At 56.5% G+C, this 24888-nt stretch carries 26 protein-coding genes; 14 read left to right on the plus strand and 12 right to left on the minus strand.

Annotated elements, in window-relative coordinates; translation table 11 throughout:
- Positions 1-7: 7 nt before the first annotated feature.
- Both ACQG03_RS16295 and ACQG03_RS16300 read right to left on the minus strand, forming a co-directional pair.
- Positions 8-1189 carry a PLP-dependent aminotransferase family protein gene (locus ACQG03_RS16295; RefSeq protein ID WP_022649114.1) on the minus strand — a complete coding sequence of 394 codons (1182 nt, stop codon included), beginning with the start codon at positions 1187-1189 and terminating at the stop codon, positions 8-10.
- A 20-nt stretch (positions 1190-1209) separates the two neighbouring features.
- Positions 1210-2097 carry a LysR substrate-binding domain-containing protein gene (locus tag ACQG03_RS16300; RefSeq protein WP_045308444.1) on the minus strand — a complete coding sequence of 296 codons (888 nt, stop codon included), beginning with the start codon at positions 2095-2097 and terminating at the stop codon, positions 1210-1212.
- A gap of 97 nt (positions 2098-2194) precedes the next feature.
- Here ACQG03_RS16300 and ACQG03_RS16305 point away from each other — a divergent pair, with 97 nt between their 5' ends.
- Positions 2195-2797: a short chain dehydrogenase gene (locus ACQG03_RS16305; RefSeq protein ID WP_023298436.1), complete on the plus strand. Its 603-nt coding sequence runs from the start codon at positions 2195-2197 to the stop codon at positions 2795-2797.
- Here ACQG03_RS16305 and ACQG03_RS16310 read toward each other — a convergent pair.
- The 7 genes from ACQG03_RS16310 to ACQG03_RS16340 all read right to left on the minus strand — a co-directional run bounded on the left by ACQG03_RS16310 (position 2794) and on the right by ACQG03_RS16340 (position 11247).
- Complete coding sequence (locus tag ACQG03_RS16310; RefSeq protein WP_023298437.1) at positions 2794-3525, minus strand: class I SAM-dependent methyltransferase; 732 nt, start codon at positions 3523-3525, stop codon at positions 2794-2796. The genes ACQG03_RS16305 and ACQG03_RS16310 overlap by 4 nt on opposite strands.
- Positions 3526-3650: 125 nt before the next feature.
- Positions 3651-5030 carry an amidohydrolase family protein gene (locus tag ACQG03_RS16315; protein WP_063163986.1) on the minus strand — a complete coding sequence of 460 codons (1380 nt, stop codon included), beginning with the start codon at positions 5028-5030 and terminating at the stop codon, positions 3651-3653.
- Between the two features lies 1 nt (position 5031).
- Positions 5032-5988 (minus strand): carbamate kinase family protein, encoded by a 957-nt coding sequence (locus tag ACQG03_RS16320; RefSeq protein ID WP_023306797.1) that lies wholly within the window; start codon positions 5986-5988, stop codon positions 5032-5034.
- Positions 5985-7565, minus strand: coding sequence for a hypothetical protein (locus ACQG03_RS16325; protein ID WP_063163985.1), 1581 nt, complete (start codon positions 7563-7565; stop codon positions 5985-5987). The genes ACQG03_RS16320 and ACQG03_RS16325 overlap by 4 nt, the downstream gene beginning before the upstream one ends.
- 11 nt (positions 7566-7576) lie before the next feature.
- Positions 7577-8992 carry a DUF1116 domain-containing protein gene (locus tag ACQG03_RS16330; RefSeq protein WP_058676728.1) on the minus strand — a complete coding sequence of 472 codons (1416 nt, stop codon included), beginning with the start codon at positions 8990-8992 and terminating at the stop codon, positions 7577-7579.
- The gene (fdrA, locus tag ACQG03_RS16335; protein ID WP_063163984.1) at positions 8992-10533 is read right to left on the minus strand and encodes an acyl-CoA synthetase FdrA; all 1542 of its coding nucleotides are present in this window, start codon (positions 10531-10533) and stop codon (positions 8992-8994) included. The genes ACQG03_RS16330 and fdrA overlap by 1 nt, the downstream gene beginning before the upstream one ends.
- 108 nt (positions 10534-10641) lie before the next feature.
- Entirely contained in the window at positions 10642-11247 is a 606-nt protein-coding gene (locus ACQG03_RS16340; protein WP_022649123.1) for an ankyrin repeat domain-containing protein, read from the minus strand.
- A 320-nt stretch (positions 11248-11567) separates the two neighbouring features.
- On the opposite strand from ACQG03_RS16340, the gene ACQG03_RS16345 reads away from it, so the two are divergent.
- The gene (locus tag ACQG03_RS16345; protein ID WP_063163983.1) at positions 11568-12497 is read left to right on the plus strand and encodes a LysR substrate-binding domain-containing protein; all 930 of its coding nucleotides are present in this window, start codon (positions 11568-11570) and stop codon (positions 12495-12497) included.
- Here ACQG03_RS16345 and ACQG03_RS16350 read toward each other — a convergent pair.
- A complete protein-coding gene (locus ACQG03_RS16350) occupies positions 12494-12652 on the minus strand; it encodes a YqaE/Pmp3 family membrane protein (RefSeq protein WP_003862203.1) in 159 nt (52 codons plus the stop codon). The genes ACQG03_RS16345 and ACQG03_RS16350 overlap by 4 nt on opposite strands.
- 179 nt (positions 12653-12831) lie before the next feature.
- Between ACQG03_RS16350 and ACQG03_RS16355 the strand changes: the two genes are divergently transcribed.
- The gene (locus ACQG03_RS16355; protein WP_032625926.1) at positions 12832-13350 is read left to right on the plus strand and encodes a rhodanese family protein; all 519 of its coding nucleotides are present in this window, start codon (positions 12832-12834) and stop codon (positions 13348-13350) included.
- An 82-nt stretch (positions 13351-13432) separates the two neighbouring features.
- Positions 13433-13612, plus strand: coding sequence for a hypothetical protein (locus ACQG03_RS16360; RefSeq protein ID WP_006811690.1), 180 nt, complete (start codon positions 13433-13435; stop codon positions 13610-13612).
- A 37-nt stretch (positions 13613-13649) separates the two neighbouring features.
- Here the strand turns inward: ACQG03_RS16360 and stpA are convergent, their stop codons facing one another.
- Positions 13650-14054: a DNA-binding protein StpA gene (gene stpA / locus ACQG03_RS16365; protein WP_022649126.1), complete on the minus strand. Its 405-nt coding sequence runs from the start codon at positions 14052-14054 to the stop codon at positions 13650-13652.
- A 497-nt stretch (positions 14055-14551) separates the two neighbouring features.
- Between stpA and alaE the strand changes: the two genes are divergently transcribed.
- Positions 14552-15001, plus strand: a complete 450-nt coding sequence (gene alaE / locus ACQG03_RS16370; RefSeq protein ID WP_022649127.1) for an L-alanine exporter AlaE — start codon at positions 14552-14554, stop codon at positions 14999-15001.
- A 32-nt stretch (positions 15002-15033) separates the two neighbouring features.
- Here the strand turns inward: alaE and ACQG03_RS16375 are convergent, their stop codons facing one another.
- Positions 15034-15378 (minus strand): DUF2002 family protein, encoded by a 345-nt coding sequence (locus tag ACQG03_RS16375; RefSeq protein WP_006811693.1) that lies wholly within the window; start codon positions 15376-15378, stop codon positions 15034-15036.
- Positions 15379-15536: 158 nt separating this feature from the next.
- Between ACQG03_RS16375 and ACQG03_RS16380 the strand changes: the two genes are divergently transcribed.
- The 9 genes from ACQG03_RS16380 (at position 15537) to ACQG03_RS16420 (ending at position 24831) form a co-directional block, all read left to right on the plus strand.
- Complete coding sequence (locus ACQG03_RS16380) at positions 15537-15863, plus strand: DUF883 domain-containing protein (protein ID WP_017382769.1); 327 nt, start codon at positions 15537-15539, stop codon at positions 15861-15863.
- Between the two features lie 243 nt (positions 15864-16106).
- Positions 16107-16346 (plus strand): glutaredoxin-like protein NrdH, encoded by a 240-nt coding sequence (gene nrdH, locus ACQG03_RS16385; RefSeq protein WP_017382770.1) that lies wholly within the window; start codon positions 16107-16109, stop codon positions 16344-16346.
- Positions 16343-16753, plus strand: a complete 411-nt coding sequence (nrdI, locus tag ACQG03_RS16390) for a class Ib ribonucleoside-diphosphate reductase assembly flavoprotein NrdI (protein WP_022649128.1) — start codon at positions 16343-16345, stop codon at positions 16751-16753. The genes nrdH and nrdI overlap by 4 nt, the downstream gene beginning before the upstream one ends.
- The gene (gene nrdE / locus ACQG03_RS16395; protein ID WP_023298445.1) at positions 16726-18870 is read left to right on the plus strand and encodes a class 1b ribonucleoside-diphosphate reductase subunit alpha; all 2145 of its coding nucleotides are present in this window, start codon (positions 16726-16728) and stop codon (positions 18868-18870) included. The genes nrdI and nrdE overlap by 28 nt, the downstream gene beginning before the upstream one ends.
- A 9-nt stretch (positions 18871-18879) precedes the next feature.
- Positions 18880-19839: a class 1b ribonucleoside-diphosphate reductase subunit beta gene (nrdF, locus tag ACQG03_RS16400; protein ID WP_022649130.1), complete on the plus strand. Its 960-nt coding sequence runs from the start codon at positions 18880-18882 to the stop codon at positions 19837-19839.
- 333 nt (positions 19840-20172) lie between these two features.
- Positions 20173-21375 carry a glycine betaine/L-proline ABC transporter ATP-binding protein ProV gene (proV, locus tag ACQG03_RS16405; RefSeq protein WP_023298446.1) on the plus strand — a complete coding sequence of 401 codons (1203 nt, stop codon included), beginning with the start codon at positions 20173-20175 and terminating at the stop codon, positions 21373-21375.
- Positions 21368-22432: a glycine betaine/L-proline ABC transporter permease ProW gene (gene proW / locus ACQG03_RS16410; RefSeq protein ID WP_023298447.1), complete on the plus strand. Its 1065-nt coding sequence runs from the start codon at positions 21368-21370 to the stop codon at positions 22430-22432. Before proV ends, proW begins: the two co-directional genes overlap by 8 nt.
- Positions 22433-22441: 9 nt before the next feature.
- On the plus strand, positions 22442-23437 hold the full coding sequence (gene proX, locus ACQG03_RS16415; protein ID WP_058676732.1) for a glycine betaine/L-proline ABC transporter substrate-binding protein ProX: 996 nt from the start codon (positions 22442-22444) through the stop codon (positions 23435-23437).
- A 209-nt stretch (positions 23438-23646) separates the two neighbouring features.
- Positions 23647-24831 (plus strand): MFS transporter, encoded by a 1185-nt coding sequence (locus ACQG03_RS16420; protein ID WP_063163982.1) that lies wholly within the window; start codon positions 23647-23649, stop codon positions 24829-24831.
- Positions 24832-24888: the final 57 nt, after the last annotated feature.

A 24888-nucleotide genomic window follows, 5' to 3' on the forward strand; every position in this document is an offset into this window, starting at 1 on the left:
CATCCGCCTACAGGGAAATTTTCAGACGTCGAACCGCTTCTTTAAGCTGCTCATCCGTTGGGGTAACGAAAGACATGCGCAGCGTGGTGTGGTCCGGCTCGTTGCAGTAGAAGAACTCACCCGGCACAAACACGACGCCGTTGCTCAACGTTTTTTCCAGCCATTTCGTCGTATTGATGCCGTTATTCATTTTCGCCCACAGGAACATGCCGCCCTTTGGCTTGTGGAACGACATCACATCGCCCAGCTCCGCTTCCAGTTCACTGGCAAAGGTCTGGTATTTCTGGCGATAGGCTTCGCGGATCATTTTAATCTGATTCGCCAGACGACCGGTTTTCAGATATTCGTACGTCATCAGCTGCGACAGCGTGCTGGTGTGCAGATCGGTGGTTTGCTTGAGGTTCACCACCGCACGCTTCAGCCACTCCGGCACCAGCACCCAGCCCACGCGGGTGCCCGGCGCGAGGATTTTAGAGAAGGTGGAGGTGTACACCACGTTATCCTCATTGCCGATATCTTTGGCATGAGCAATCAGCGGGCGGAACGCTTCCTCGGTATAGTTGATTTCGCTGTACGGATCGTCTTCGATAATCACGAAGTCATAGCGCTTCGATAATTCCACCAGCTGTTTACGACGCGCCTCGGAGAGCGTCACGCCGCCCGGGTTACCAAAGGTTGGCACGATATAAACCGCTTTGATGGTTTTGGTTGCCACCAGCGCTTCAAGTTCATCTACTTTCATGCCGTCGCCGTCGGTGCCGACGGATTCAAAATTCGCCTGTGCCAGGCCAAAGACCTGCAACGCGGCGAGGTAGGTCGGACGCTCAACGACGACCGTATCGCCCGGGTTAATTAACGCACGCGCCAGCACGTCAAGCGACTGTTGAGAGCCGGATGTAATGACCACGTCATCGGCTTTACAGGCGATGCCGCGACCTTCACAGATGCGTTGGATCTCTTCGCGCAGCCCCGGGACGCCTTCCGTCAGGCCGTACTGGAACGCTTCGCCAAAATGCTGAGACAGCACGGCATCAGCGGCAATTTTTAAACCTTCATGATCGAACAGATCCGGGTTTGGAATACCGCCCCCCAGCGAAATCACGCCTGCCATTTTGCTATGTTTTAATAATTCACGGATGGCAGAGGATTGCAGGCCCTGCGCGCTGCTGGCGAGTTTGTTTGCAGACATTCTTTACTTACCTTCTTTTTTTATATTGTGCCCAATCTTAGCAGAATATGGGCAATAAATTCCGTTAGCTTAGGCAGCGGACGCAAATCCTGGCGCCACAATAAATGCACCGGCCTCGGCGCGGGCGTAAACGCTTCCAGAACCCGAACCAGCCTGCCGCTTGCCAGCTCTTCAGCCACCAGCACTTCCGGTTGCAGCAATAGTCCTGCCCCGGCTCGCGCCGCCATGCGTAAGCCGTAGCCGTCATTGCATCGTAAGACGGCATCACGCTTCCAGCGCACCTCGCCTTCCACACCCGGCAGCCGCCACTCGTTACGCGCCGTCCATACCGTGTGCGACAGACACAGGTGATCCACCAGATCGGCTGGCGTTTGCGGCGTACCGTGACGCGCCAGATATTCCGGCGCGGCGCAGATCGTCATGTTGTAGGGACACAGGTATTTCGCCACCAGATCCTCATTTCGGATCTCCCCGATGCGAATGGCCAGATCGACCCCTTCCTCCACCAGATCCACCATTCGGTTGGTGAGATCCAGTTCGATGCGCACTTGCGGGTAGCGCTGTAAAAACGTGGCCGTCAGAGGCGCGATAACGCAGCCGCCAAACGAGGTGGGTGCCGTCACGCGCAGGGTGCCGGCGGGCGTGGCTCGCAGACGTTCAACTGCGTTTTCAGCAATCGAGACCTGCTCCAGCACGCGCCTGGCCTCTTCGAAATAAACGCGTCCGGCGTCGGTCAGGCTCTGGCGACGGGTGTTGCGCTCCAGCAGCCGCGTGCCGAGCTGCGATTCCAGCAGCGCTATATACTTCCCGACCATCACCGCCGACATCTCCAGCCGGGCCGCCGCGCCGGTGAAGCTGCCGCTTTCCACCACCGCGATGAACGTCTCCATCCCGCGAAGCTTATCCATATTCCAAACCTCTGGTTAGTAATCTTCTAACGTTAGCCCAGTTTATCTGAGTTTTTATTTATTAAAGAATGAAGGCTCACAACATAAGGAGTCTGCTATGAAAATCGTCATTATTGGTGCCAGCGGTACGGTCGGTCGTGCAGTCACAGAAGAGTTAAGCCAACGCCACGAGACGATCCGCGTGGGTCGCACGCAGGGCGAGCATCAGGTGGATATCACCTCGCAGGCGAGCGTACAGGCGCTGTTCGAAAAGATCGGCCCGGTGGATGCGATTGTCTCCGCCAGCGGTGGGGTACACTTCGGCCCGCTCGCAACCATGACCGACGGCGAGTTCAACCGGGGCTTGCAGGATAAGCTACTGGGGCAGGTTCGTCTGGCGCTGACCGGCCAGCACTTCCTGAACGAAGGCGGCTCGATCACGCTGATAAGCGGGATTGTGGCGCACGAACCGATTGCTCAGGGCGTCAATGCCACCACCGTAAACGCGGCGCTGGAAGGGTTTGTGCGCGCCGCGGCCTGTGAACTGCCGCGCGGGATCCGCATTAACCTGATCAGCCCGACGGTGCTGACGGAATCCGTCGAAGCATATGATGGCTTCTTCCCGGGCTTTGAAAGCGTTCCCGCTGCGACCGTTGCGCAGGCCTACCGCCGCAGCGTGGAAGGGGTACAGAGCGGGCGGGTATATAAAGTCGGCTATTAAGCCTTACGGGCGGCGATCAGCACCAGCATCGGGCGTTCCGCCTCTTCGGCCAGCGCGGGCCAGGCGTCAACCTGCGCCTGCGTTGGTCCCCACTCATTGACTTCACTTATCGTCAATCCGGCCTTGATCAGCGCGTTAAGCGTGGTACCCAGCGTGCGGTGGTATTTGATTACCCCCTCTGCCAGCCAGTTGCTGACGCGCTTGCCTTCGTCCTGATAATGGTTCACGCCCCAGAACCGCTCACCGTTGTCGTCGGTGAGCCAGCCCTGACGGGTGGCGCAGGTATAAATCGGGTGCTCCATCGAGAAGACCAGGCTGCCGCCGGGTTTAAGCGCACGCTGCACCCTGGCGAATAACGCGTCCAGTTCCGGCAGATAGTGCAGCGCCAGCGAGCTGTAGACCAGATCGAGACTGTTTTCGCGAAGCTGAAGAGATTCCAGATCGCTACGCTGATAGTGGATCTGCGTGTCATCCGTCAGTTCTGCCGCGCGGGCGAGCATCTTTTCAGAGATATCGACGCCCGTGACGTCGCAAGCGCCCAGCTCGCGCGCCACGCGGCAGAACCAGCCGTAGCCGCACCCAAGATCGATAACTGATGTGCCGGTTAAATCCGGCAGCATCGCCTTAAGCGCAGGCCACTCCGGCGCGCCGTCCAGCCCCTGAACCGAGCGCGGAAGCTGGGCGTAGCCTTCGAAAAACGCCGGATTGTCGTAGATGTTTTGTGCCATGGCAGATCCCTCTTTAAGAATGTGCATAGCAGTATACTGCATTGTCGGGTGGCGGCTTCGCCTTACCCGACCTACAAAATCTCCGAACCGTAGGCCGGGTAAGCGCAGCGCCACCCGGCACCACATTAGCCCACAGAGCCCCAGACCAGATTCCCCTTATGGAACGTCGCGGTACGCGGAGAGATACGCGCCACGGCCTCGGCGGAACAGGAGGCATCCACCAGCACGAAGCTGGCGTCGTCCTGCGCTTTAGGCCACACGCGCTCACCTTTGTCGTTCAGCGGCAGCACGTCGCCGGTGGCGATGCCCAGCGCCCGCGAAAGCGTCTGCTCGTTCGGGCGAATATAGAGCTGGGCGTAGAGGTTGGCTTTCTCCAGCATGTCCCCCAGACCGTACGGGGACCAGTGGTCAATCACGCTGTCGGTACCGGTCATGACAAACACGCCTTTTTCACGTAAATGCTTCAGCGGCATGTGCAGGGTGCCAATCGGCACGGTCGAGGCGATGGTCACCTGCTGCGCCGCCATGCGGGTGGCGATCTCATCCACCTGCTGTTCGTTAAGCGTCGCCAGCGCGAAGGCGTGGCTAATGGTCAGCTTCCCCTTCAGCGCCGGCGTTTTCTCCACGGTTTCTACCATGTAGTTCACCGCCGCCACGCCCGCCGGGCTGGTTTCGTGCAGATGGATATCCACCCCTTTGTCATAATCCAGCGCAATCTGGAACATGGTGTCGAGGGATTTCTCCATCGCGCCGTCGACGCTGGTTGGGTCCAGCCCGCCCACATAATGCGCCCCCGCCTGCATCGCCTCGCGCATCAGCTTTTCAGAGTTGGAGAGCAGCAGACCGTGCTGCGGGAAGGCAACGATTTCACAGTCAAAACCTGGCTTACGGCGCGCCAGTACCGCCTGCAAATTTTCCAGGTTTTTCAGGCCGGAAACCGGCTCTATGTTGCAGTGGCTGCGGGCGATGCTGGACCCTTTGGACTGGATCAGATCGATCAGCTTTTCGGCGCGTTCTTGCGTGTAAGGCTGTAATTCCGGCAGCAGCTTCTGCTCCAGGCGGATCATGTCCTGAATGGTGGTACCCGCCGGACGGTTCAGGGAGCGCCACGGGCCGCCATAGAAGGTTTTGTCCAGATGGATGTGCATGTCGCGCATCGCCGGGAGCATCAGCTTTTTGCCCGCGTCGAAGTGCGGCAGGGCCGCATCGGCGTGGCTGTTGTTATCGCGCAGGGCGACGATTTTCCCGTCTTTGATCTCAAGCGTTTTCAGCTCGGTGCGGGTACTTGTCGCCACGCTGCCGTCGAAGTTAAACCCGGCTTCCAGCAGCACGTTGTCGAGATAGTAATGTTTTGCGGTGATGTTCATCGGTTTACCCGTCACGCAGGTTGCCTTAGCTGAATCGGCAGCATACGCGACGGAACCCGTGGCGCCAAACAGCGCGCAGGCGGTAACCATTTTACCGCTCTGGCTAATAAACTCGCGGCGGCTTTTATTCTCACTCATCTTATCTTCCTTCGTTAACAATGTGGGTACCCGTTTCACCGCGCAGCGCTGCGGGCAGGCAGTCCGGCGAGGTGATGATCACGCGCCTGCCGCCATGGCGTAAAAATTCCAGCGAAGCGACGATTTTTGGCAACATGCTGCCCGCCGGGAAGTGGCCTTCATCCCTGTAGCGCGTCATCTGCGCCACGTTGACGGTATCCAGCGCCTGCTGGTTCGGCTTGCCGAAGTTAACGCACACTTTCTCCACGCCGGTGGTGATCACCAGCACGTCGGCGCCGATCTCGCGCGCCAGCAGCGCGGTGGAGAGATCTTTATCTATCACCGCGTCCACGCTCTGATAATCGCCCTGGTCACTGCGCACCACAGGAATGCCTCCGCCGCCTGCGCCGATCACCACAAATCCTTTCTGCGTCAGCGCCTTGATGGCATCCGCCTCGACAATGCGCCGCGGCTGCGGTGAAGCTACCACGCGGCGATAGCCCCGGCCTGAATCCTCGACAAAATGCCAGTCCGGGTGCGCAAGTTGCAGTTCGTCGCGCTGCGCCTCGCTGAAGAACGCGCCGATGGGTTTCGTCGGGTGCATAAAGCCAGGATCATTTTTATCCACCTCCACCTGCGTGACGACCGTGACCGCTTTTTGTTCCCCGCGCGCCGCCAGGCGGTTGTTGAGCGCCTGCTGGATCAGGTAGCCGATGCCGCCCTGGGTATCCGCCACGCAGTTTGCCAGCGGGGTCAGCGGCAGCCCTTCCCGCTCGTGGGCGATCTCGGCGCGGCGCAGATCCAGCCCCACCTGAGGGCCGTTGCCGTGGGTGAGCACGATGTCATAGTCCGAGGCCAGCATTTCGAGCACCGACTCAGCCACCGCTTTGACCGCCTGCGCCTGATGCTCAATCGACTGGCTGGCGTTGTCTTTGATAATGCTGTTGCCGCCGATGGCAACGACCATAAGCTCTTTCATTTTGTTTCCTTTAGAAGGTGCGTTCTGGCGCCCTCACCCTGGCCCTCTCCCACTGGGAGAGGGGGATTAACAGAGATATCGAGAACATGCTTCACCACAAACATCCCGCCCATCATCAGGTAGGCCGTGACGAACATCAGGGAACTGCCCTCGGCAAAGCCCACCACCGGCGCGTGGATCACGCCAAACAGCGCCAGCAGCGCGCCTCCTGCGGCGGCGACGGCCCCGCGCAGCGGTTTGTTGATGATGGCGAAGATGGCGATACAGCCCCAGAGCATGCTGGCGAGCGGCGCGCCGTTGCCGAGATGCATCAGGCCTTCGTAGTAGATCCCCTTGCTGTGCAGCACGTCGGTGCCAATTTTCGCCGCGCTGGTCCCCGCCGCGCTCATCACGCTGTTCATCATGGTCAGCGCCCAGTTGGCAATCCACGGGAACAGGCAGATGAAGATGACGGGCACTTCCACTTTCGGGGTTTCCCTCACCACCTGGTTGGCGGTGACAACGCCGATAAACACCAGAATCGGCACGATGGCGGTCATCGGTATGATGGCGAGCATAAAGGCCCCCAGCCCGAACAGCGGCACGATGAACATGGTCATGCCGGACGCCAGGGTGTAGCCAATACTGGCGCCCATCGCTTTCCAGCCAGGATGGCCGACGTAGACCGTGACCGGGAACGGATTGCCCATCAGGCAGCCGAGCATGGAGGCCAGACCGTTCGCCAGCATTACCTTGCGGGTCGGGTATTCATCCCCCGCCGCATGGGCGCTTTCGATGTTCTCCAGGTCAAAGATGTAGTTCGCCAGCCCCAGCGGTACGGCGGACGCCAGATACGGCAGTGCGTGCGGCAACCCCTGCATAAAGCTGTCCACATGCACTTCCGGCGGGTTAAAGCCGAAGGATGACATGGACGCTTTAATGGCATCCGGGCTTTGCAGGCCGGAGATCCACGCAAGCAGAGTACCGGCAATCAACAACAGCAGGCCGGTCGGGATGCGGGCGAAAATCGGCTTTTTACCGAACCAGTTAATGAAGATCAGCAGCAGGACGATAAACGACACGGTCGGCGCTTCGAACGCCTGCAACATCGGGTTCATCGCCAGCAGGAGCAGGCCAAGACCGGACAGGCACGACAGCAGCACGGTACGCGGGATCATCTTGCGGATGGTTTCCCCCAGGAAGGAACCGCCCGCGAGGATCATCGCTTCCACAAAGCACCACACCAGGCCAATCTGAATCGCGAAATCCGCATCGCCGGTTTGCTGGTAAACCGGCATTAAGACCAGGAAGGTCACGGTAAAAATCGACGGCGCGCTCGGGCCGGACGGCAGCGCGGTGACGTCCGTTCGTCCGGTGGCGCGCGCCATTTGCAGGCCAAACCACGTATAGCAAAGACTCGCCACCAGCACCGCCAGCCCGAAGGCTGGCGCGATGCGTCCATAAACAATCTCCTTCGGGATGCCGACGACAAAAATGAGCAACCCCATCATGGTCAGCAAATTGGTCAGGTTGTTGGTCATCAACCCGAAATAAGCTGCCCAGTCACCTCTTTTCCACTCCAGTTTCATGTTTTTCATGGATGCATACCTTATAGAACGTAGCGATCGCGGAAGGTTAACAGCGCCTTTTCAAAACAGCTAAACGGCGGGTGAACGATGCCCGCCCCAATCATGCCGATACCGGCGTCCTTATGGGCAATGGCGGTATTAATGACCGGCAGAATGCCGCTGCCCGCGACCTTCGTGATGTCGATGGCGGACGGGATGCCCATAAACGACAGCAGCGGAATGGTGACGTTCGGGTTTTCGCCGAGAGTGATTTCGCGCATCTGGCGGGAGAAATCGATGGCTTCCTCCACCGTGCCGCCCACCAGCGCCACGATTGCCGGTGCCGTCGCCATCGCAAAGCCGCCGATGCCGTAGGTTTCGGTGATGGCGCTGTCGCCGATATCCAGCCCGGAGTCTTCCGGCTTATAGCCCGCGAACATCGGGCCGATCACCTGCTGCGCCGGGCCGGTGAACCACTGCCCCGGCAGGCCGGAGACGCGCAGGCCGAACTCGTAGCCGTTGCGCGCCATGGTGGTGACGACGGTGCTGTACTCAATGCCGTGGGCGGCATCCAGCGCGGCCTTACACATTGCCATCCACGTCGGACCGGAGAAGTAGTCGCTGCTGGCGACAAACTCGAACACTTCACGCTGCTGCGCCACCGGATAGCCCGCCTGGATCAGCCCCGGCGTCAGCGCCTGAATAAGCAGAGTGGTGCCCGCGTTGTTGCGGTTGTGGCACTCGTCGCCCATGTGCAGCGCCTGGGCCAGCATCAGGCGCAGGTCGATTTCGCCGATAATCTTCATCGCGTCGCGCAGCATTGGGCCGAGCACGTCGCGCATCCAGTTCAGGCGGTCGATCACGCTCTGATCGTTGGCCCCCATGCGCAGGATCTTCGCCATCTGCTCGCTGAGGTTGGTGAAGGCGCGGTTGCCGTAGGTTTTGTTCTCAACGATGTGCATAAACATCGACGCGGAGGTGACGCCCGCCATAGAGCCCACACAGTCGTGCTCGTGGCACGGCGAGAAGGTGATGTCGCCTGAAGCCGCCAGCCTTGCGGCGTCCTCCAGATCCGTCGCCAGCCCTTCAAACACCAGCGCGCCGGTGACCGCGCCCTTCATCGCCCCACACATGTTTTCCCAGGTAACAGGCGGACCGGCATGCAGAATGGTGGTGCGAGTCATGCCCGGCACCACGTTGATGGCCTGGTCATAGCCCACCAGCACCGGATGGGACTGAATAATGCGCTCAAGGGCAATGTTGTTCGCGGCGGCAATTTTCTCCGCCAGCGGTTTTTCCGCCAGCCGGTCCAGCGCGTCCACCACCTGCATATTGCCCTGTCCCGGCGGCGTCCAGTCGAGCTGGGTCACGGGAACGTGCTGTTTTTTGAGGTCGTCGCTGAACATCGCAATCCCGACGTTAATCACGTTCAGCGGTTGGTTGAATAAGGTCGTCATTATGCTCTCTCCCCTTTGCAGACAAATTCGCGTGCCAGTAATCCGGTATTGGTGCTGCTGCTGGCCCAGATGACGCCTGCGTCGGTCAGCAGCTGGCACTGCTGGGCCAGCGACTGCGGATCCTGATCGGTGCCGAGCACGTAGCCGAGAATTTCCAGCGGACGGTTGTCGGCTTTCGCGATTGCCTGTGCCTCTTTGATCGCCTCGATCATCACCCCCACCGGATCCTCGTGTGCGCCAAAGCCAAGCACGAAGTCCATCACGATGACGCCCACCTGCGGATCGCGCGCCTCCTGTAGCAGGCGGCTGATGCGGTTGGTCGGGTCGATCATCGGGTGTGGTTTGCCATTGGTGAAATCGTCGTCACCGAAATCAAGGAAGGTGTGGGCCTGGCTGACGCTGATGTCCTTCAGACGCCTGGCCGGATCCGGCTGGATGTTGCTGTAAACATCGTCAAACTTCTCCAGCGCGGCAAACATCGCTTCGTCGCACAGGGTGCCGCCGCAGAACAGGCCGCGAATGTACTTCTGCCGCGGCGTCAGGCGGGCGCGCACCTCTTCGATCAGCGGCCAGTTGAGCGGATGTAAATCCAGGGAGTCTTTTTTAATGCCGGTAAGCAGCACCGCTTTCAGGGCCGCCTCTTTGGTGCCACGAGCAAACTGCAAGCCGTCTTCATCGGCTGGCGGTTCGTTGCGGCCCAGGAAGCACACAACCACAGGTTTGCGGCAGGCGCGTGCCCGGGCCAGCACTTTCTCTGCCACCGCGGGTGCAGGCGGTTTGGAGATGAGCGCTATCACCCGGGTCGCGTCGTCCGCCTCCAGCATGTCGATGGCGTCGAGCATCATCAGGCCGCCAATCTTCTCGCTGAGATCGCGCCCGCCGGTGCCGATCAGCTGCGACACGCCGCCGCCGAACTCGTGAATGCGCACGCTCAGCTCCTGGCTACCGGTGCCGGAGGCGCCAACGATGCCAATCGGCCCGCGACGTACCGCGTTGGCAAAGCACAGCCCCGCGCCGTTGATAATGGCGGTGCCGCAGTCCGGCCCCATCATTAGCAATCCTTTGTCATGCGCCAGCTGCTTCAGCGCCAGCTCGTCGTCGAGCGACACATTATCGGAAAACAGCATCACGTTGAGATCGTTTTCCAGCGCCTGGCGCGCTTCGCGGGCGGCGAAGGTGCCGTTAACGGATATCACCGCAAGGTTGCTGTCCGGACGATGGGTTTTGGCGCTGGCAATCGTCGCGTAGCGTGCTTCATGGGAGCCAGCGCTCTCTTTACGCGTAAATAACACTTCAATGGCGGCAAGGGTTTCCTCATTCGCCGCGTCGCCTTTAATAACGATCATCAGGTCGCCGTTTTTCGCGTCCGCTAATTCCGGCGTTAATAGCCCGAGGTTTTTTAATACCCCTTTGTTCATTTCCGTCGCCATCGCCACAAACGCCTGCTCGATGCCCGGTAATTTATTGGCTTTGGTGGAAACCGACATTAAGGAAACCGAATCGAAATACGTATTCTTTTTTATGACGATTTTGATTGGCATTATTTTCACCTGTTTAAGATAAAAGGGGGCCGCCGTCGTGCTAAATGCACGTCGGTAACAATGCGTTTTTTGATTCACGGCCAGCCAGGGGAAGGCTGACCGAATGCGCTATGCGCCTGCCGCCAGCAGCAGGTCTGCGATCGCGTTGAAGCCTTTTTCCCGCGCCAGTTCGAGCGGGGTTTTGCCGTATTTATCAGTCATGTGCGGATTCGCGCCGTGATCCAGCAGCAGCTTCACAATTTCCTGCTGCTTTGCGCCGCCGTCGTTTAACACGATGGCCTCAAGCAACGGCGTCCAGCCGACAAAATTGGTGTGGTTGACGTTAATGTCGGTTTTTTCCAGCAGCTCGCGCACGATTTCAACGTGCCCTTTTTCACTGGCAGGGGTAATGCCCACGCCGCCAAAGCGCGTCAGACGGTCGAGATCCGGATCCGCCGGAAGGACAATGCGCAGCAGGGTTAAATCATTGGTCAGGCAGCCGATCAGGAAGGGGTTAAAACAGGTCTGGTCCTGTTTATCAATATCCGCCCCGGCGGCAATTAAAAATTCCACACAGGCGTAATGCTTTTTCAGGCTGGCAATAATAATGGCGGTTCTTTTCTGGCGGTTGGTCGCGTTAATATCCACGCCTTTTTCCAGGCAGGCTTTTAGCGCGTCGATATTACCCTCTTCTGCCGCCAGCAAAAATTCTGTAACCAGTGCAGTTGCAGACATATTCAGACTCCCTATGTTTCACTTCTGATGACCTGAGAATAGCAACAGCCTGGTCATAAAAGAATCCGCTTAAAAATGATTCATCGACACGCAATTCATTGTTGAGTTAAATTCAACAGTCCGGCAAAAACGTGCGTCTGTGCAACCTTTTTCTTATGTTTTACCGCTTTTACGCGCCTCGGGCTGCATTATCCTTATGAATGAAAAAGCCTTACACAGCGCGGCTCTACGTAAAAACCCAGAACTGTGACCGACATCAACTATGATGTAACGCCGGTGTTAAAATATGTTCAAAACTGATGGTAACCAGGAGCCATAATATGAATTCCATCTTTACCGAAGAGAATTTGCTGGCCTTCACCACCGCGGCACGTTTTGGCAGTTTTAGCAAAGCGGCTGCCGAGCTGGGCGTGACCACTTCCGCCATCAGTTACACCATCAAACGTATGGAGACCGGGCTGGACGTGGTGCTGTTTGTACGCAACACGCGCAGCATTGAGCTGACCGAATCCGGTTTTTATTTTTATCGTAAAGCGACCGACCTGCTGAATGACTTTCATGCCATCAAGCGCGGGATTGATACCATTTCGCAGGGCATTGAGACGCGGGTGCGCATCTGCATTAATCAGCTTTTGTATACGCCACGCCATACCGCGCGTTTGCTCCAGGTGCTGAAAAAACAGTTTCCTACCTGCCAAATCACGGTGACGACCGAGGTGTATAACGGCGTCTGGGATTCCATCATTAATAATCAGGCCAACATCGCCATTGGCGCGCCGGATACGCTGCTGGATGGCGGAGGCATCGATTACACCGAGATAGGCGCGATCCGCTGGGTATTTGCCATCGCGCCCACGCATCCGCTGGCGTTCGCCCCGGAGCCCATTTCCGAAAGTCAGCTGCGTCTGTATCCCAATATCATGGTCGAGGACACCGCGCATACCATCAACAAGAAGGTCGGCTGGCTGCTTCACGGTCAGGAGGCGATTCTGGTACCGGACTTTAACACCAAGTGTCAGTGTCAGATCCTGGGGGAGGGTATTGGATTTTTACCGGAGTATATGACGCGTGAGGCGATGGAGGACGGGCTGCTGGTAACGCGGCGAATCAATAATCCGCGCCAGGATTCGCGCATGCTGCTCGCCACGCAGCATGCGGCGACCGGTCAGGTCACGCGCTGGATCAAACAGCAGTTTGGCCCCGAGGGCGCGCTGACCCGGATCTACAGTGATCTATTGTGGCGTACCTAGCTTTTCGTCTGAACCCAAAACGCGTGGATAAGACCCGGGAAGTAACCCAGGATGGTCAGAAGGATGTTCAGGATAAACGCCCAGCCCAGTCCCTTGCCAAGCAGCACGCCCAGCGGCGGGAGAATAATCGTAAAAACAACGCGCCAAAAACCCATAAATAACTCCGTGCAAGCTAACCAATTGAAAATTATAAAAGACACTTCTCTAAGCGTAGCCAGTTTACGGGTAACTGCCATTCGTCTCTCGCGCTTTTACCTGCCTTTACCCTCTTTACACTGGCTGAAACCCTGCCTTAAATGCTCTACTGTTCTGAAATTGACCGTAAGGAAACACAATGTCTCTTCCTCTTATTTCGCCGCAGCAGGCAAACGCGCTTATTGCTGAAGGCGCCAAACTTATCGATATTCGCGACCCCGACGAGTATGCCCGCGAGCATATTCCAGTGGCGCACTCCATTCCGCTGGATTCGTTACCCGGCGGGCTTAACGCAGCGCCGGGAGAAACGGTGATTTTCCACTGTCAGTCTGGCGCAAGAACCGCAAACAATGATGCTCGTCTTGCCCGGGCAGCGTCCCCTGCGAACGCCTTTGTGGTTGAGGGAGGCATTCAGGGCTGGAAGCAGGCCGGGCTGCTGACCGTTGAAGATAAATCGCAGCCGCTTCCGCTGATGCGTCAGGTGCAGATCGCCGCCGGGCTGCTGATTCTCTGCGGCGTGGTGCTGGGTTACAGCGTCTCAAGCGGCTTTTTCCTGCTAAGCGGTTTTGTGGGCGCCGGGCTGCTGTTCGCCGGAGTGACAGGTTTTTGCGGTATGGCGCGCCTGCTGAAAGTGATGCCGTGGAACCGACGTACCTGATAAGGGGTATCTGAAAGATTAGGCTGTACCCCGCCCCGGACGTGGGCTATGGTGAAGATCGTGACAATGATGAGGAGGTGCTATGTTTTCTGTCGGTGATTATGTCCAACCGCGTCAGGGCGGTCCGAAACTGAAAGTGCTCGAAGTGAATGGTGAAAACATTGTGGCCGTGCAGGCCAGCAATGAGCAGGGCGAGAAATATCACCTGAAAGCGGCGGACGTAGTTCTGTACTCCGAAGAAGGTGACTTTGGCGTCTGCTAAGTCAATAATCGGGCGGAATACACCGCCCGAATAAGCATCAGATCAGGAAATCGTCCAGCGATTTACCGTTTGCCAGTGCGTTCGCAATTGGCTTTGGCGTACGTCCCTGACCGGTCCACGTTTTCTCTTCACCGTTCGCGTCGATGAAACGATATTTCGCCGCACGCGCTTTACGTTTTTTAGCCGGCTGGCCCGCATGAGCCAGTTCTCCGCCTAACAGATCGCTCGGGGAAATACCGTCTGCCTTCATCAGTTCCAGCAGAGCATTAATTTTATCCTGCTGTTCAGCGCGCTGGCGCTCTAATTCAGCCTGCTCGCTGCGTTTTTCTTCTGTGACAATCCGAACTTTTTCCAGCACTTCTTCCAGAACATCCATGGATAATTCACGCGCCAGCGCCCGGAGGGTACGGATATTATTAAGATTCTGTAACGTTAAAGCCATAATAATGAGAAACCTTTCTTCGTGTGTATAACATAAATCAGGCAACAGAATAATTGATTTTTGTTCTGATATCTACCTACTCTGTCGTTTTGACATTATTGTAAATGTTTTAGAATATCCCGTTAATATAACCCCGAATTACCTGTCAGTTTTAATGCGTAATATTCCGTCCTGCACCTGGTCAAAAACCCCTGTTTAATACCGTTCAAAAAACCGCCCGGCATCCTCCGAATAAAAAACGTTACACGCTTGCTCAGATAAGCTAATAGTTTGATTTCGTTTAATAAAACGGTGAATGGGAAAGAAAATAACGACTCGCACAAAAAACAGCCAACTTTAGAGAATTTTATGGACAAAGCGCCCATAAATAAAAATTAATCACTACTTGTTAGTTAAAAGCCAGAGGGATACGCTATACACTCAAAACAAACCAACCTAAAGCACTAAACGCCGCAGGTAAAAACGCCACTTTTTTGTCCTGTTCGAGGAGTTCAGACATGTTCTCACCGCAGTCTCGCCTGCGCCATGCGGTAGCGGATACGTTCGCGATGGTCGTTTACTGTTCCGTCGTAAACATGCTGATTGAAATTTTCCTGTCCGGAATGACCTTTGAGCAGTCCCTCTCATCGCGCCTGGTGGCCATTCCGGTGAATATCATGATTGCCTGGCCGTACGGAATGTATCGCGATGCGGTGATGCGTTTCGCCCGGCGTATTAGCCCGGCAGGTTGGGTAAAAAACCTGGCGGACGTGCTGGCTTACGTGACGTTCCAGTCCCCGGTGTATGTGGTTATTTTGCTGACGGTGGGCGCAGACTGGCATCAAATCGCCGCCGCGGTAAGTTCAAATATCGTGGTATCTATGCTGATGGGTGCGGTGTACGGTTACTTCCTTGACTACTGCCGCCGCCTGTTTAAAGTCAGCCCTTACAGCCAGGCAAAAGCGTAAGATAAGGCGACTGGCTCATGCCAGTCGCTGATTTATTGTACGTCGCCAAACAGCCCTTTCAGGAAACGCTCCAGCGCCATACGCGAGCTGAAACCGTGCGGAATACCATAATGTTCATGCGTCTCGCCGCCTAAATAGAGCGGAAATTGCTGATAATGATCGCAGGTTTTAATATCCGAGGCGGGCTCAGCAAATGACAGGCTTCTGTCTTTGAGTGTCGGGTGAATAATGAGAGCAGTACGCCCCATTCTTGCTTCACGATTGACGTAAACATAATTCTCACCACGGCGATATCCGTACGCTTTTGATGTTACCTCATCCATGGTGAACCCTTCTTTTTCAAGAACGCGCGCCACCTCATCGGGTCGTAAATACATATCTTTTCCTCATTATCATACCTGCCGGGCAACCTTACAGTATTCAGCATTAGCAGGGCTTTCAGAATATTCCATAAACTGCCCGATAAGCCGTGACTCGCTTCAGATATTACATTTCTGGACTAAACTAAACGGGAACACAAATTATGGAGGATCGTATGTTTAACAGACCGAACCGAAACGATATTAACGACGACACCCAGGATATCCGTAACGATGTCAGCCAATTAGCGGACACGCTGGAAGCCGTATTGAAATCCTGGGGCTCTGACGCGAAGGACGAAGCAGATGCCGCGAAACGTAAGGCTCAGTCTCTGCTGCGTGAAACGCGAGCAAGGATGAATGGCCGCTCACGTACCACTCAGGCGGCCTGCGATATGGCAAGCTGCGCCACCACCTTCGTACGTGAAAAACCGCTGTGTACGTTGGGAACGGTCGCGGCAGTCGGGATTTTTGTCGGCGCCCTGCTTAGCCTGCGTAAGTAAGCACGCGTTCTCAGCCCCGGTAGCCTCAGGCGCCGGGGCTTTTCTTTGCCTGAAAGCCTGAAAAACCCGCGCAGTTCGCCCTGCCCCGCCAGGCTCATCATTGGGGCCTTATCAATCTGAATTTCCCATATCTTGTGTGGTTGAAAGTTATCTCAACTACATCTAGTATTCCTTTTAGCAAGACAGACACAACATGACGCGTTTACTCGCGCCGTTCTCTCATTCTAAATGGAAATACGAATCATGAGCATTATTATTTACACTCGTAACGATTGTGTTCAGTGCCACGCCACGAAACGGGCGATGGAGAGCCGCGGCGTGGCATTTGAGATGGTCAATATAGATCAGGTGCCTGACGCGGCAGACACCCTGCGGGCGCAGGGTTTCCGTCAGCTTCCGGTCGTGGTTGCTGGCGACACCAGCTGGTCTGGCTTTCGTCCGGACATGATCAACCGCCTTGCCGCTCAGGGCGTCAGTGCATGAGCAGGCTGGTCTACTTTTCCAGCAGCTCGGAAAACACGCTTCGGTTTATGGAGCGTCTCGGGCTGCCCGCGATTCGCATTCCGCTGAACGAGCGGGAGCGTATTCAGGTAGACGAACCCTACATTCTGGTAGTGCCCAGCTATGGCGGTGGCGGCACCGCGGGGGCTGTGCCTCGTCAGGTGATCCGCTTTCTGAACGATCCCCATAACCGGCAGCTGATTCGCGGCGTGATCGCGGCAGGCAATCGCAACTTCGGCGAGGCCTTTGCTCGCGCCGGGGATGTCATCTCTCAAAAATGCGGCGTGCCGTATCTCTATCGTTTTGAACTGATGGGGACACAGCAGGACGTAGAGAACGTGCGTAAAGGAGTGAACGAATTTTGGCAACGACAACCGCAGAGCGCGTGATTCAGGCGACGCCGGATTACCATGCATTAAACGCCATGCTAAACCTCTATGACCGGGAGGGGCGCATTCAGTTTGGCAAAGATCGTGAGGCGGTGGACGCCTTTTTTGCCGCTCATGTACGCCCAAACAGCGTCGTCTTTGGCAGCCAGCAGGAACGTCTCGACTGGCTGGTAAAAAAGGGTTATTACGAAGAGCACGTCCTGACCCGCTACGACCGCGCCTTCGCGGTGGCATTGTTTGAACGGGCGCACGCCAGCGGTTTTCGCTTCCAGACGTTTCTCGGCGCGTGGAAGTATTACACCAGCTACACCCTGAAAACCTTCGACGGCAAACGCTATTTAGAAAGCTTTGAAGATCGGGTGGTGATGGTAGCCCTGACGCTGGCGCAGGGCGATGAAGCCCTGGCCGAAAGGCTGACGGAGGAGATCCTCTCAGGCCGCTTCCAGCCTGCCACGCCAACCTTCCTTAACTGCGGCAAAGCCCAGCGCGGCGAGCTGGTCTCCTGCTTCCTGCTGCGTATTGAAGACAATATGGAGTCGATTGGCCGTGCGGTGAATTCGGCGCTACAGCTGTCGAAACGCGGCGGCGGCGTGGCATTTCTGCTTTCGAACCTGCGGGAAGCGGGCGCGCCGATCAAGCGCATCGAAAATCAGTCCTCCGGCGTCATGCCGGTGATGAAGATGCTGGAAGATGCCTTCTCATACGCCAACCAGCTTGGCGCACGTCAGGGCGCGGGCGCGGTTTATCTGCACGCGCATCATCCGGACATTCTGCGTTTTCTGGATACCAAACGTGAAAACGCCGACGAAAAGATCCGCATTAAAACCCTGTCGCTCGGCGTGGTGATCCCGGATATCACGTTTAAGCTGGCCAAAGAAAATGCCGACATGGCGCTTTTCTCGCCGTATGACGTCGAGCGTATCTACGGCAAAGCCTTTGGCGATGTGGCCATCAGCGAACTGTATGACGAACTGGTGGCGGACGAGCGCATTCGTAAGAAATACATTAACGCCCGCGACTTTTTCCAGACGCTGGCCGAAATTCAGTTTGAGTCCGGGTACCCGTACATCATGTACGAGGATACGGTGAACCGCGCCAACCCGATTGCCGGGCGCATCAACATGAGCAATCTGTGCTCGGAGATTTTGCAGGTCAACAGCGCGTCCAGTTACGACGAGAACCTCGACTACGCGGATATCGGCAAAGATATCTCCTGCAATCTCGGTTCGCTGAATATTGCCCACACCATGGATTCCCCCGATTTTGGCCGCACGGTAGAGACCGCCATTCGCGGGCTGACGGCGGTATCGGACATGAGCCACATCCGCAGCGTACCGTCCATTGAGGCGGGCAACGCCGCGTCGCATGCCATCGGCCTTGGGCAGATGAACCTGCACGGCTATCTGGCGCGGGAGGGTATCGCCTACGGCAGCCCGGAAGGGCTGGATTTCACCAACCTTTATTTCTATACCATCACCTGGCATGCGCTGCATACCTCGATGCTGCTGGCGCGCGAACGCAACCAGCGGTTCGCAGGCTTTGAGCAGTCCCGCTACGCCAGCGGAGAGTATTTCAGCCAGTATCTGGAAGGCGACTGGCAGCCGAAAACCGAAAAAGTACGCGCGCTTTTCGACCGCGCCGGCATCACCCTGCCGACGCGTGAGATGTGGCAACAGCTGCGTGAGGATGTGATGCACTACGGCATCTATAACCAGAACCTTCAGGCGGTTCCGCCAACCGGCTCCATTTCCTATATAAATCATGCCACGTCGAGCATCCATCCGATCGTGTCGAAGATTGAAATCCGCAAGGAAGGCAAAACCGGACGCGTCTACTACCCTGCCCCGTTTATGACTAACGAGAATCTGGCTCTGTACCAGGACGCCTATGAGATCGGCCCGGAAAAGATCATTGATACCTACGCCGAGGCGACCAGACATGTGGACCAGGGGCTGTCGCTGACGCTCTTCTTCCCGGACACCGCCACCACGCGGGATATCAATAAAGCGCAGATCTACGCCTGGAAGAGAGGCATCAAAACGCTGTACTACATTCGCCTGCGCCAGCTCGCGCTGGAAGGTACCGAAATTGAAGGCTGCGTGTCCTGCGCGCTGTAAGGAGAAAGGATGAAACTGTCACGCGTAAGTGCCGTTAACTGGAACAAAATTCAGGATGATAAAGACCTGGAGGTCTGGAACCGCCTGACCAGCAACTTCTGGCTGCCGGAAAAGGTGCCGCTCTCCAACGATATTCCGGCCTGGCAAACCCTGAGCCATGCCGAGCAGCAGCTGACAATCCGCGTCTTTACCGGCCTGACGCTGCTGGACACCATTCAGAATACCGTGGGTGCGCCCGCGCTGATGAGTGATGCGCTGACCCCGCACGAAGAGGCGGTAATGTCGAATATCAGCTTTATGGAGGCGGTCCATGCCCGCTCTTACAGCTCGATTTTCTCCACCCTGTGCCAGACCAGAGACGTGGACGCGGCCTACGCCTGGAGCGAAGAGAGCGCGTCATTGCAGCGCAAGGCAGATCTGGTGCTGGAATATTACCGGGCCGACGAGCCGCTGAAGAAGAAGATCGCCAGCGTGTTCCTGGAATCTTTTCTCTTCTATTCCGGCTTCTGGCTGCCCATGTACTGGTCGAGCCGGGGCAAGCTCACTAATACCGCCGATTTGATTCGCCTCATCATCCGCGATGAAGCGGTACACGGGTATTACATCGGCTATAAGTACCAGAAAGGACTGGAGAAAGTCACCCCGGAAAAACGCGAGGAACTCAAAGGTTTTGCCCTCGATTTACTGATGGATCTGTATGACAACGAGCTGAGCTATACCGAGGAGCTGTACGCCGGAACGGGCTGGGAAGAGGACGTAAAAGCCTTCCTCTGCTACAACGCCAACAAGGCGCTGATGAACCTGGGCTACGAAGCGTTATTCCCACCGGAAATGGCGGAAGTGAACCCGGCGATCCTCGCGGCGCTGTCGCCCAACGCCGATGAAAACCACGACTTCTTTTCCGGGTCCGGCTCGTCGTACGTGATGGGTAAAGCGGTGGAGACGCAAGACGAGGACTGGGATTTTTAATGAATGAATTAACGTTCATTAATTAACTCTACATTTCATTATTTTCAGCCGAATATTCCACTACGTACTACACTGTAATTTCTCCTTCATATTCGCCTGAATCACACCGATTCAGGCGAAATTCTCCCATGCAGTAGCAAAAAATTGAGAAAAATTCAAAGCGCCCTCAGCCCTTTATTCATGGGAAATTCAGCCGTTTCGCTTGCGGTAAAATTCCGACCTCAGGCAGGTCCAGGGTTGTCTCAGATTCTGAGTATGTTAGGGTAATGCCAGTTAACTATTTACCATGGTAATCATATCGACATAAACAAATAACAGGACACTCTCTATTGCATGGCAATTAAATTAGAAGTGAAAAATCTTTATAAAGTATTTGGCGAGCACCCGCAGCGTGCTTTCAAATATATTGAGAAAGGCCTTTCGAAAGAGCAAATTCTGGAAAAAACCGGGCTATCGCTTGGCGTTAAAGACGCCAGTCTGGCCATTGAAGAAGGCGAGATTTTTGTCATCATGGGATTATCCGGTTCGGGTAAATCCACTATGGTTCGCCTTCTCAATCGCCTGATTGAACCCACCCGCGGACAGGTGCTGATTGACGGCGTTGATATCGCCAGAATATCAGACGCGGAACTCCGCGAGGTGCGCAGAAAGAAAATTGCGATGGTGTTTCAGTCATTTGCACTGATGCCGCACATGACGGTACTCGATAATACCGCCTTTGGCATGGAGTTAGCCGGCACGCCCGCTCAGGAACGTCAGGAAAAAGCCCTTGATGCACTGCGTCAGGTCGGGCTGGAAAATTATGCTCATGCGTATCCGGATGAGCTCTCCGGCGGTATGCGTCAGCGCGTAGGATTAGCGCGCGCATTAGCGATTAATCCGGATATTTTATTAATGGACGAAGCCTTCTCGGCGCTCGATCCCTTAATTCGCACCGAGATGCAGGATGAGTTGGTAAAATTACAGGCCAAACATCAGCGCACCATTGTTTTTATTTCTCACGATCTGGATGAAGCCATGCGTATTGGCGACCGTATCGCCATTATGCAAAATGGTGAAGTGGTGCAGGTCGGCACACCGGATGAAATTCTCAATAATCCGGCGAATGATTATGTGCGCACCTTCTTCCGCGGCGTGGATATTAGCCACGTATTCAGTGCGAAAGATATTGCCCGCCGAACACCAAACGGCATTATTCGAAAAACGCCAGGTTTTGGTCCGCGCTCCGCGCTGAAGCTGTTGCAGGACGAAGACCGTGAATACGGTTATCTGGTTGAACGCGGCAATAAATTTGTCGGCGTTGTCTCCATCGACTCCCTGAAAACCGCCCTGAGCGAAAACCAGGGAATCGATGCGGCGTTGATTGACGCTCCGCTTGCCGTGGACGCCGAAACGCCGCTCAGCGAGTTGCTCTCTCACGTGGGTCAGGCGCCGTGCGCCGTGCCGGTTGTCGGTGAAGAACAACAGTACATTGGCATCATCTCAAAACGGATGCTGCTACAGGCTTTAGATCGCGAGGGGACAAACAATGGCTGATCAATCAAACCCATGGGGCACCACTGAAGCAGCGGACAGCGCGGCGCAATCTGCCGATGCGTGGGGGTCGACGCCTGCGCCTGCCGATGGCGGCGGCGCGGCAGACTGGCTCAACAGCGCACCGGCGCCTGCCCCAGAGCATTTCAATATTATGGATCCGTTCCACAAGACGCTGATCCCGCTGGATAGCTGGGTAACGGAGGGGATCGACTGGGTCGTTACCCACTTCCGTCCGGTGTTCCAGGGGATCCGTATCCCGGTGGATTACATCCTGAACGGCTTCCAGCAGCTGATGCTGGGCATGCCCGCGCCGGTGGCGATTATCCTGTTCTCGCTGATCGCATGGCAGTTCGGCAGCGCGGGTATGGGGATCGCCACGCTGATCTCCCTGGTTGCCATCGGCGCGATTGGCGCGTGGTCTCAGGCGATGATCACCCTGGCGCTGGTGCTGACCGCCCTGCTGTTCTGCGTGGCGATCGGCCTGCCGATGGGGATCTGGCTGGCGCGCAGCCCCCGGGCCGCAAAAATTATCCGCCCGCTGCTGGATGCGATGCAGACCACGCCAGCGTTCGTTTACCTGGTGCCTATCGTGATGCTGTTCGGCATCGGTAACGTACCGGGGGTGGTCGTGACCATTATCTTTGCCCTGCCGCCGATTATTCGCCTGACCATTCTGGGCATTAACCAGGTGCCTGCGGATCTGATAGAGGCATCACGCTCGTTTGGCGCCAGCCCGCGTCAGATGCTGTTTAAGGTTCAGCTTCCGCTGGCGATGCCGACCATTATGGCAGGTGTTAACCAGACGCTGATGCTGGCGCTGTCGATGGTGGTGATCGCCTCAATGATTGCCGTTGGCGGGTTAGGTCAGATGGTACTGCGCGGCATTGGCCGTCTCGATATGGGGCTGGCGACCGTCGGCGGCGTCGGGATTGTGATCCTCGCCATCATTCTTGACCGCCTGACCCAGGCTGTCGGTCGTGATTCACGCAGTCGCGGCAACCGTCGCTGGTATACCACCGGCCCTGTCGGGTTACTCACCCGCCCATTCACAAAATAAGGAACAACGATGCGACATAACGTACTTTTTGCCACAGCGTTTGCGACCCTTGTCTCCACCAGCGCAGTTGCCGCTGACCTGCCGGGCAAAGGCATTACCGTGCAGCCGGTGCAGAGCACCATTTCGGAAGAGTCCTTCCAGACCCAGATTGTCAGCCGTGCGCTGGAGAAACTGGGCTATACGGTGAATACCGCCAGTGAAGTGGATTACAACGTGGGCTATACCTCTATTGCCTCCGGCGATGCCACCTTTACCGCCGTGAACTGGCAGCCGCTGCACGACGATATGTATGCCGCCGCAGGCGGTGACAAGAAATTCTACCGCGAAGGCACCTTTGTGACCGGCGCTGCGCAGGGATATTTGATCGACAAGAAAACCGCGGATAAGTATCACATCACCAATATTGAACAGTTGAAAGATCCGAAGATCGCCAAACTCTTTGATACCAACGGTGACGGCAAAGCCGACATGATGGGCTGCTCGCCGGGCTGGGGCTGTGAAGCGGTGATTAACCACCAGAACAAAGCCTTCGATCTGGCGAAGACCGTCGACGTGAGCCACGGTAATTACTCTGCGATGATGGCCGATACCATCGCCCGCTTTAAAGAAGGCAAGCCGGTGATCTACTACACCTGGACGCCGTACTGGGTGAGCGACGTGCTGAAGCCGGGCAAAGACGTGGTGTGGTTGCAGGTGCCCTTCTCCTCCCTGCCGGGCGAGCAGAAAGATATCGACACCAAACTGCCAAACGGCATGAACTATGGCTTCCCGGTGAATACCATGCATATCGTGGCGAACAAAGCCTGGGCCGAGAAAAACCCGGCGGCGGCGAAGCTGTTCTCGGTAATGAAACTGCCGCTGGCAGACATTAACGCCCAGAACGCGATGATGCATGCGGGTAAATCATCCGAAGCTGATATCAAAGGCCACGTGGATGGCTGGATCAAAGCCCACCAGCAGCTGTTTGACGGCTGGGTGAAAGAGGCGCTTGCGGCGCAGAAGTAAAAATACTACCCCTCACCCTGCCCTCTCCCCAAAGGGGAGAGGGTGTATAAAATCCCCTCTCCCCTTTGGGGAGAGGGATAGGGTGAGGGGATCAAACCGCACCCAACCTAAACCGCACAATCCACCACGTAACAATCCCCCAACATTCACAATCATTGGTTATTATGTTTCCGGAAAAATAATCACTTAACTTACGATTCCTGAAACAAATGACAAAAACAACTCAAGGGCTTAGCCCCGCACTCATCCTTTTAATGTCCGTGGCAACGGGACTGGCCGTCGCCAGCAACTATTACGCGCAACCTCTGCTTGATACTATCGCGCGTGCTTTCGATCTTTCAGCCAGCTCCGCCGGCTTTATCGTCACCGCTGCGCAGCTCGGCTATGCGGCCGGGCTGCTGTTCCTGGTGCCATTAGGCGATATGTTTGAGCGCCGGATGCTTATCGTCTCCATGACGCTGCTGGCCGCAGGCGGGATGTTGATCACCGCCAGCAGCCAGTCGTTAACGATGATGATTATCGGTACCGCGCTGACGGGGCTGTTCTCGGTGGTGGCACAAATTCTGGTTCCCCTCGCGGCGACGTTGGCTTCCCCGGAAAAACGCGGCAAAGTGGTTGGCACTATTATGAGCGGCCTGCTGCTGGGCATCCTGCTGGCGCGAACCGTTGCCGGGCTGCTGGCGAGCCTCGGCGGCTGGCGCACCGTTTACTGGGTGGCAAGCGTGCTGATGGTTATCATGGCGCTGGCCCTGTGGCGCGGCCTGCCAAAGGTGAAGCAGGAGAATCACCTGAACTATCCGCAGCTCCTCGCCTCCGTTTTCAGCCTCTTCACCCGGGATAAACTCCTGCGCACACGCGCCGTTCTGGGGTGTCTCACCTTCGCCAACTTCAGCATCTTATGGACGTCGATGGCGTTTCTGCTCGCCGCGCCGCCGTTTAACTACTCAGAAGGCGTGATTGGCCTGTTCGGGCTGGCAGGCGCGGCTGGCGCACTGGGCGCGCGCCCGGCGGGTGGCCTGGCCGACAAAGGTAAATCTCATATGACCACCTCCGCAGGGCTGGTTTTACTCCTGCTCTCATGGGCGGCTATCTGGTACGGACACATCTCAGTGCTGGCGCTAATTGTCGGTATTCTGGTACTCGACCTCACCGTGCAGGGCGTACATATCACCAACCAGACCGTGATTTACCGCGTGAAACCAGACGCCCGTAACCGTCTGACGGCCGGGTACATGACCAGCTACTTTATCGGCGGCGCGGCGGGCTCGCTAATCTCAGCCTCCGCCTGGCAGCATGCGGGCTGGACGGGCGTGTGCGCAATCGGCGCCATCGTGGCGGCGATAAATCTGCTGGTATGGTGGCGCGGCTATCACCGCCAGGAAGCAATTCACTAAGTTTTACATTGCTTTGGGCCCCCTGGGGTGTAAAGGGGGCCTGCATCTGTTAAGGTA

Source organism: Enterobacter cloacae complex sp. 342H5 (assembly GCF_050030905.1).
Lineage (GTDB): Bacteria > Pseudomonadota > Gammaproteobacteria > Enterobacterales > Enterobacteriaceae > Enterobacter > Enterobacter intestinihominis.

Coding starts and splice junctions, on each gene's coding strand:
- ACQG03_RS16345 (WP_063163983.1), top strand. CDS start 11,568: ATGAATTCCATCTTTACCGAAGAGAATTTGCTGGCCTTCACCACCGCG.
- ACQG03_RS16380 (WP_017382769.1), top strand. CDS start 15,537: ATGTTTAACAGACCGAACCGAAACGATATTAACGACGACACCCAGGAT.
- ACQG03_RS16340 (WP_022649123.1), bottom strand. CDS start 11,247: ATGTCTGCAACTGCACTGGTTACAGAATTTTTGCTGGCGGCAGAAGAG.
- proX (WP_058676732.1), top strand. CDS start 22,442: ATGCGACATAACGTACTTTTTGCCACAGCGTTTGCGACCCTTGTCTCC.
- stpA (WP_022649126.1), bottom strand. CDS start 14,054: ATGGCTTTAACGTTACAGAATCTTAATAATATCCGTACCCTCCGGGCG.
- ACQG03_RS16420 (WP_063163982.1), top strand. CDS start 23,647: ATGACAAAAACAACTCAAGGGCTTAGCCCCGCACTCATCCTTTTAATG.
- proW (WP_023298447.1), top strand. CDS start 21,368: ATGGCTGATCAATCAAACCCATGGGGCACCACTGAAGCAGCGGACAGC.
- proV (WP_023298446.1), top strand. CDS start 20,173: ATGGCAATTAAATTAGAAGTGAAAAATCTTTATAAAGTATTTGGCGAG.
- fdrA (WP_063163984.1), bottom strand. CDS start 10,533: ATGCCAATCAAAATCGTCATAAAAAAGAATACGTATTTCGATTCGGTT.
- nrdI (WP_022649128.1), top strand. CDS start 16,343: ATGAGCAGGCTGGTCTACTTTTCCAGCAGCTCGGAAAACACGCTTCGG.
- ACQG03_RS16300 (WP_045308444.1), bottom strand. CDS start 2,097: ATGGATAAGCTTCGCGGGATGGAGACGTTCATCGCGGTGGTGGAAAGC.
- ACQG03_RS16355 (WP_032625926.1), top strand. CDS start 12,832: ATGTCTCTTCCTCTTATTTCGCCGCAGCAGGCAAACGCGCTTATTGCT.
- ACQG03_RS16310 (WP_023298437.1), bottom strand. CDS start 3,525: ATGGCACAAAACATCTACGACAATCCGGCGTTTTTCGAAGGCTACGCC.
- alaE (WP_022649127.1), top strand. CDS start 14,552: ATGTTCTCACCGCAGTCTCGCCTGCGCCATGCGGTAGCGGATACGTTC.
- nrdH (WP_017382770.1), top strand. CDS start 16,107: ATGAGCATTATTATTTACACTCGTAACGATTGTGTTCAGTGCCACGCC.
- ACQG03_RS16325 (WP_063163985.1), bottom strand. CDS start 7,565: ATGAAAAACATGAAACTGGAGTGGAAAAGAGGTGACTGGGCAGCTTAT.
- ACQG03_RS16320 (WP_023306797.1), bottom strand. CDS start 5,988: ATGAAAGAGCTTATGGTCGTTGCCATCGGCGGCAACAGCATTATCAAA.
- ACQG03_RS16360 (WP_006811690.1), top strand. CDS start 13,433: ATGTTTTCTGTCGGTGATTATGTCCAACCGCGTCAGGGCGGTCCGAAA.
- ACQG03_RS16305 (WP_023298436.1), top strand. CDS start 2,195: ATGAAAATCGTCATTATTGGTGCCAGCGGTACGGTCGGTCGTGCAGTC.
- ACQG03_RS16330 (WP_058676728.1), bottom strand. CDS start 8,992: ATGACGACCTTATTCAACCAACCGCTGAACGTGATTAACGTCGGGATT.
- nrdF (WP_022649130.1), top strand. CDS start 18,880: ATGAAACTGTCACGCGTAAGTGCCGTTAACTGGAACAAAATTCAGGAT.
- ACQG03_RS16295 (WP_022649114.1), bottom strand. CDS start 1,189: ATGTCTGCAAACAAACTCGCCAGCAGCGCGCAGGGCCTGCAATCCTCT.
- ACQG03_RS16375 (WP_006811693.1), bottom strand. CDS start 15,378: ATGTATTTACGACCCGATGAGGTGGCGCGCGTTCTTGAAAAAGAAGGG.
- ACQG03_RS16350 (WP_003862203.1), bottom strand. CDS start 12,652: ATGGGTTTTTGGCGCGTTGTTTTTACGATTATTCTCCCGCCGCTGGGC.
- ACQG03_RS16315 (WP_063163986.1), bottom strand. CDS start 5,030: ATGAGTGAGAATAAAAGCCGCCGCGAGTTTATTAGCCAGAGCGGTAAA.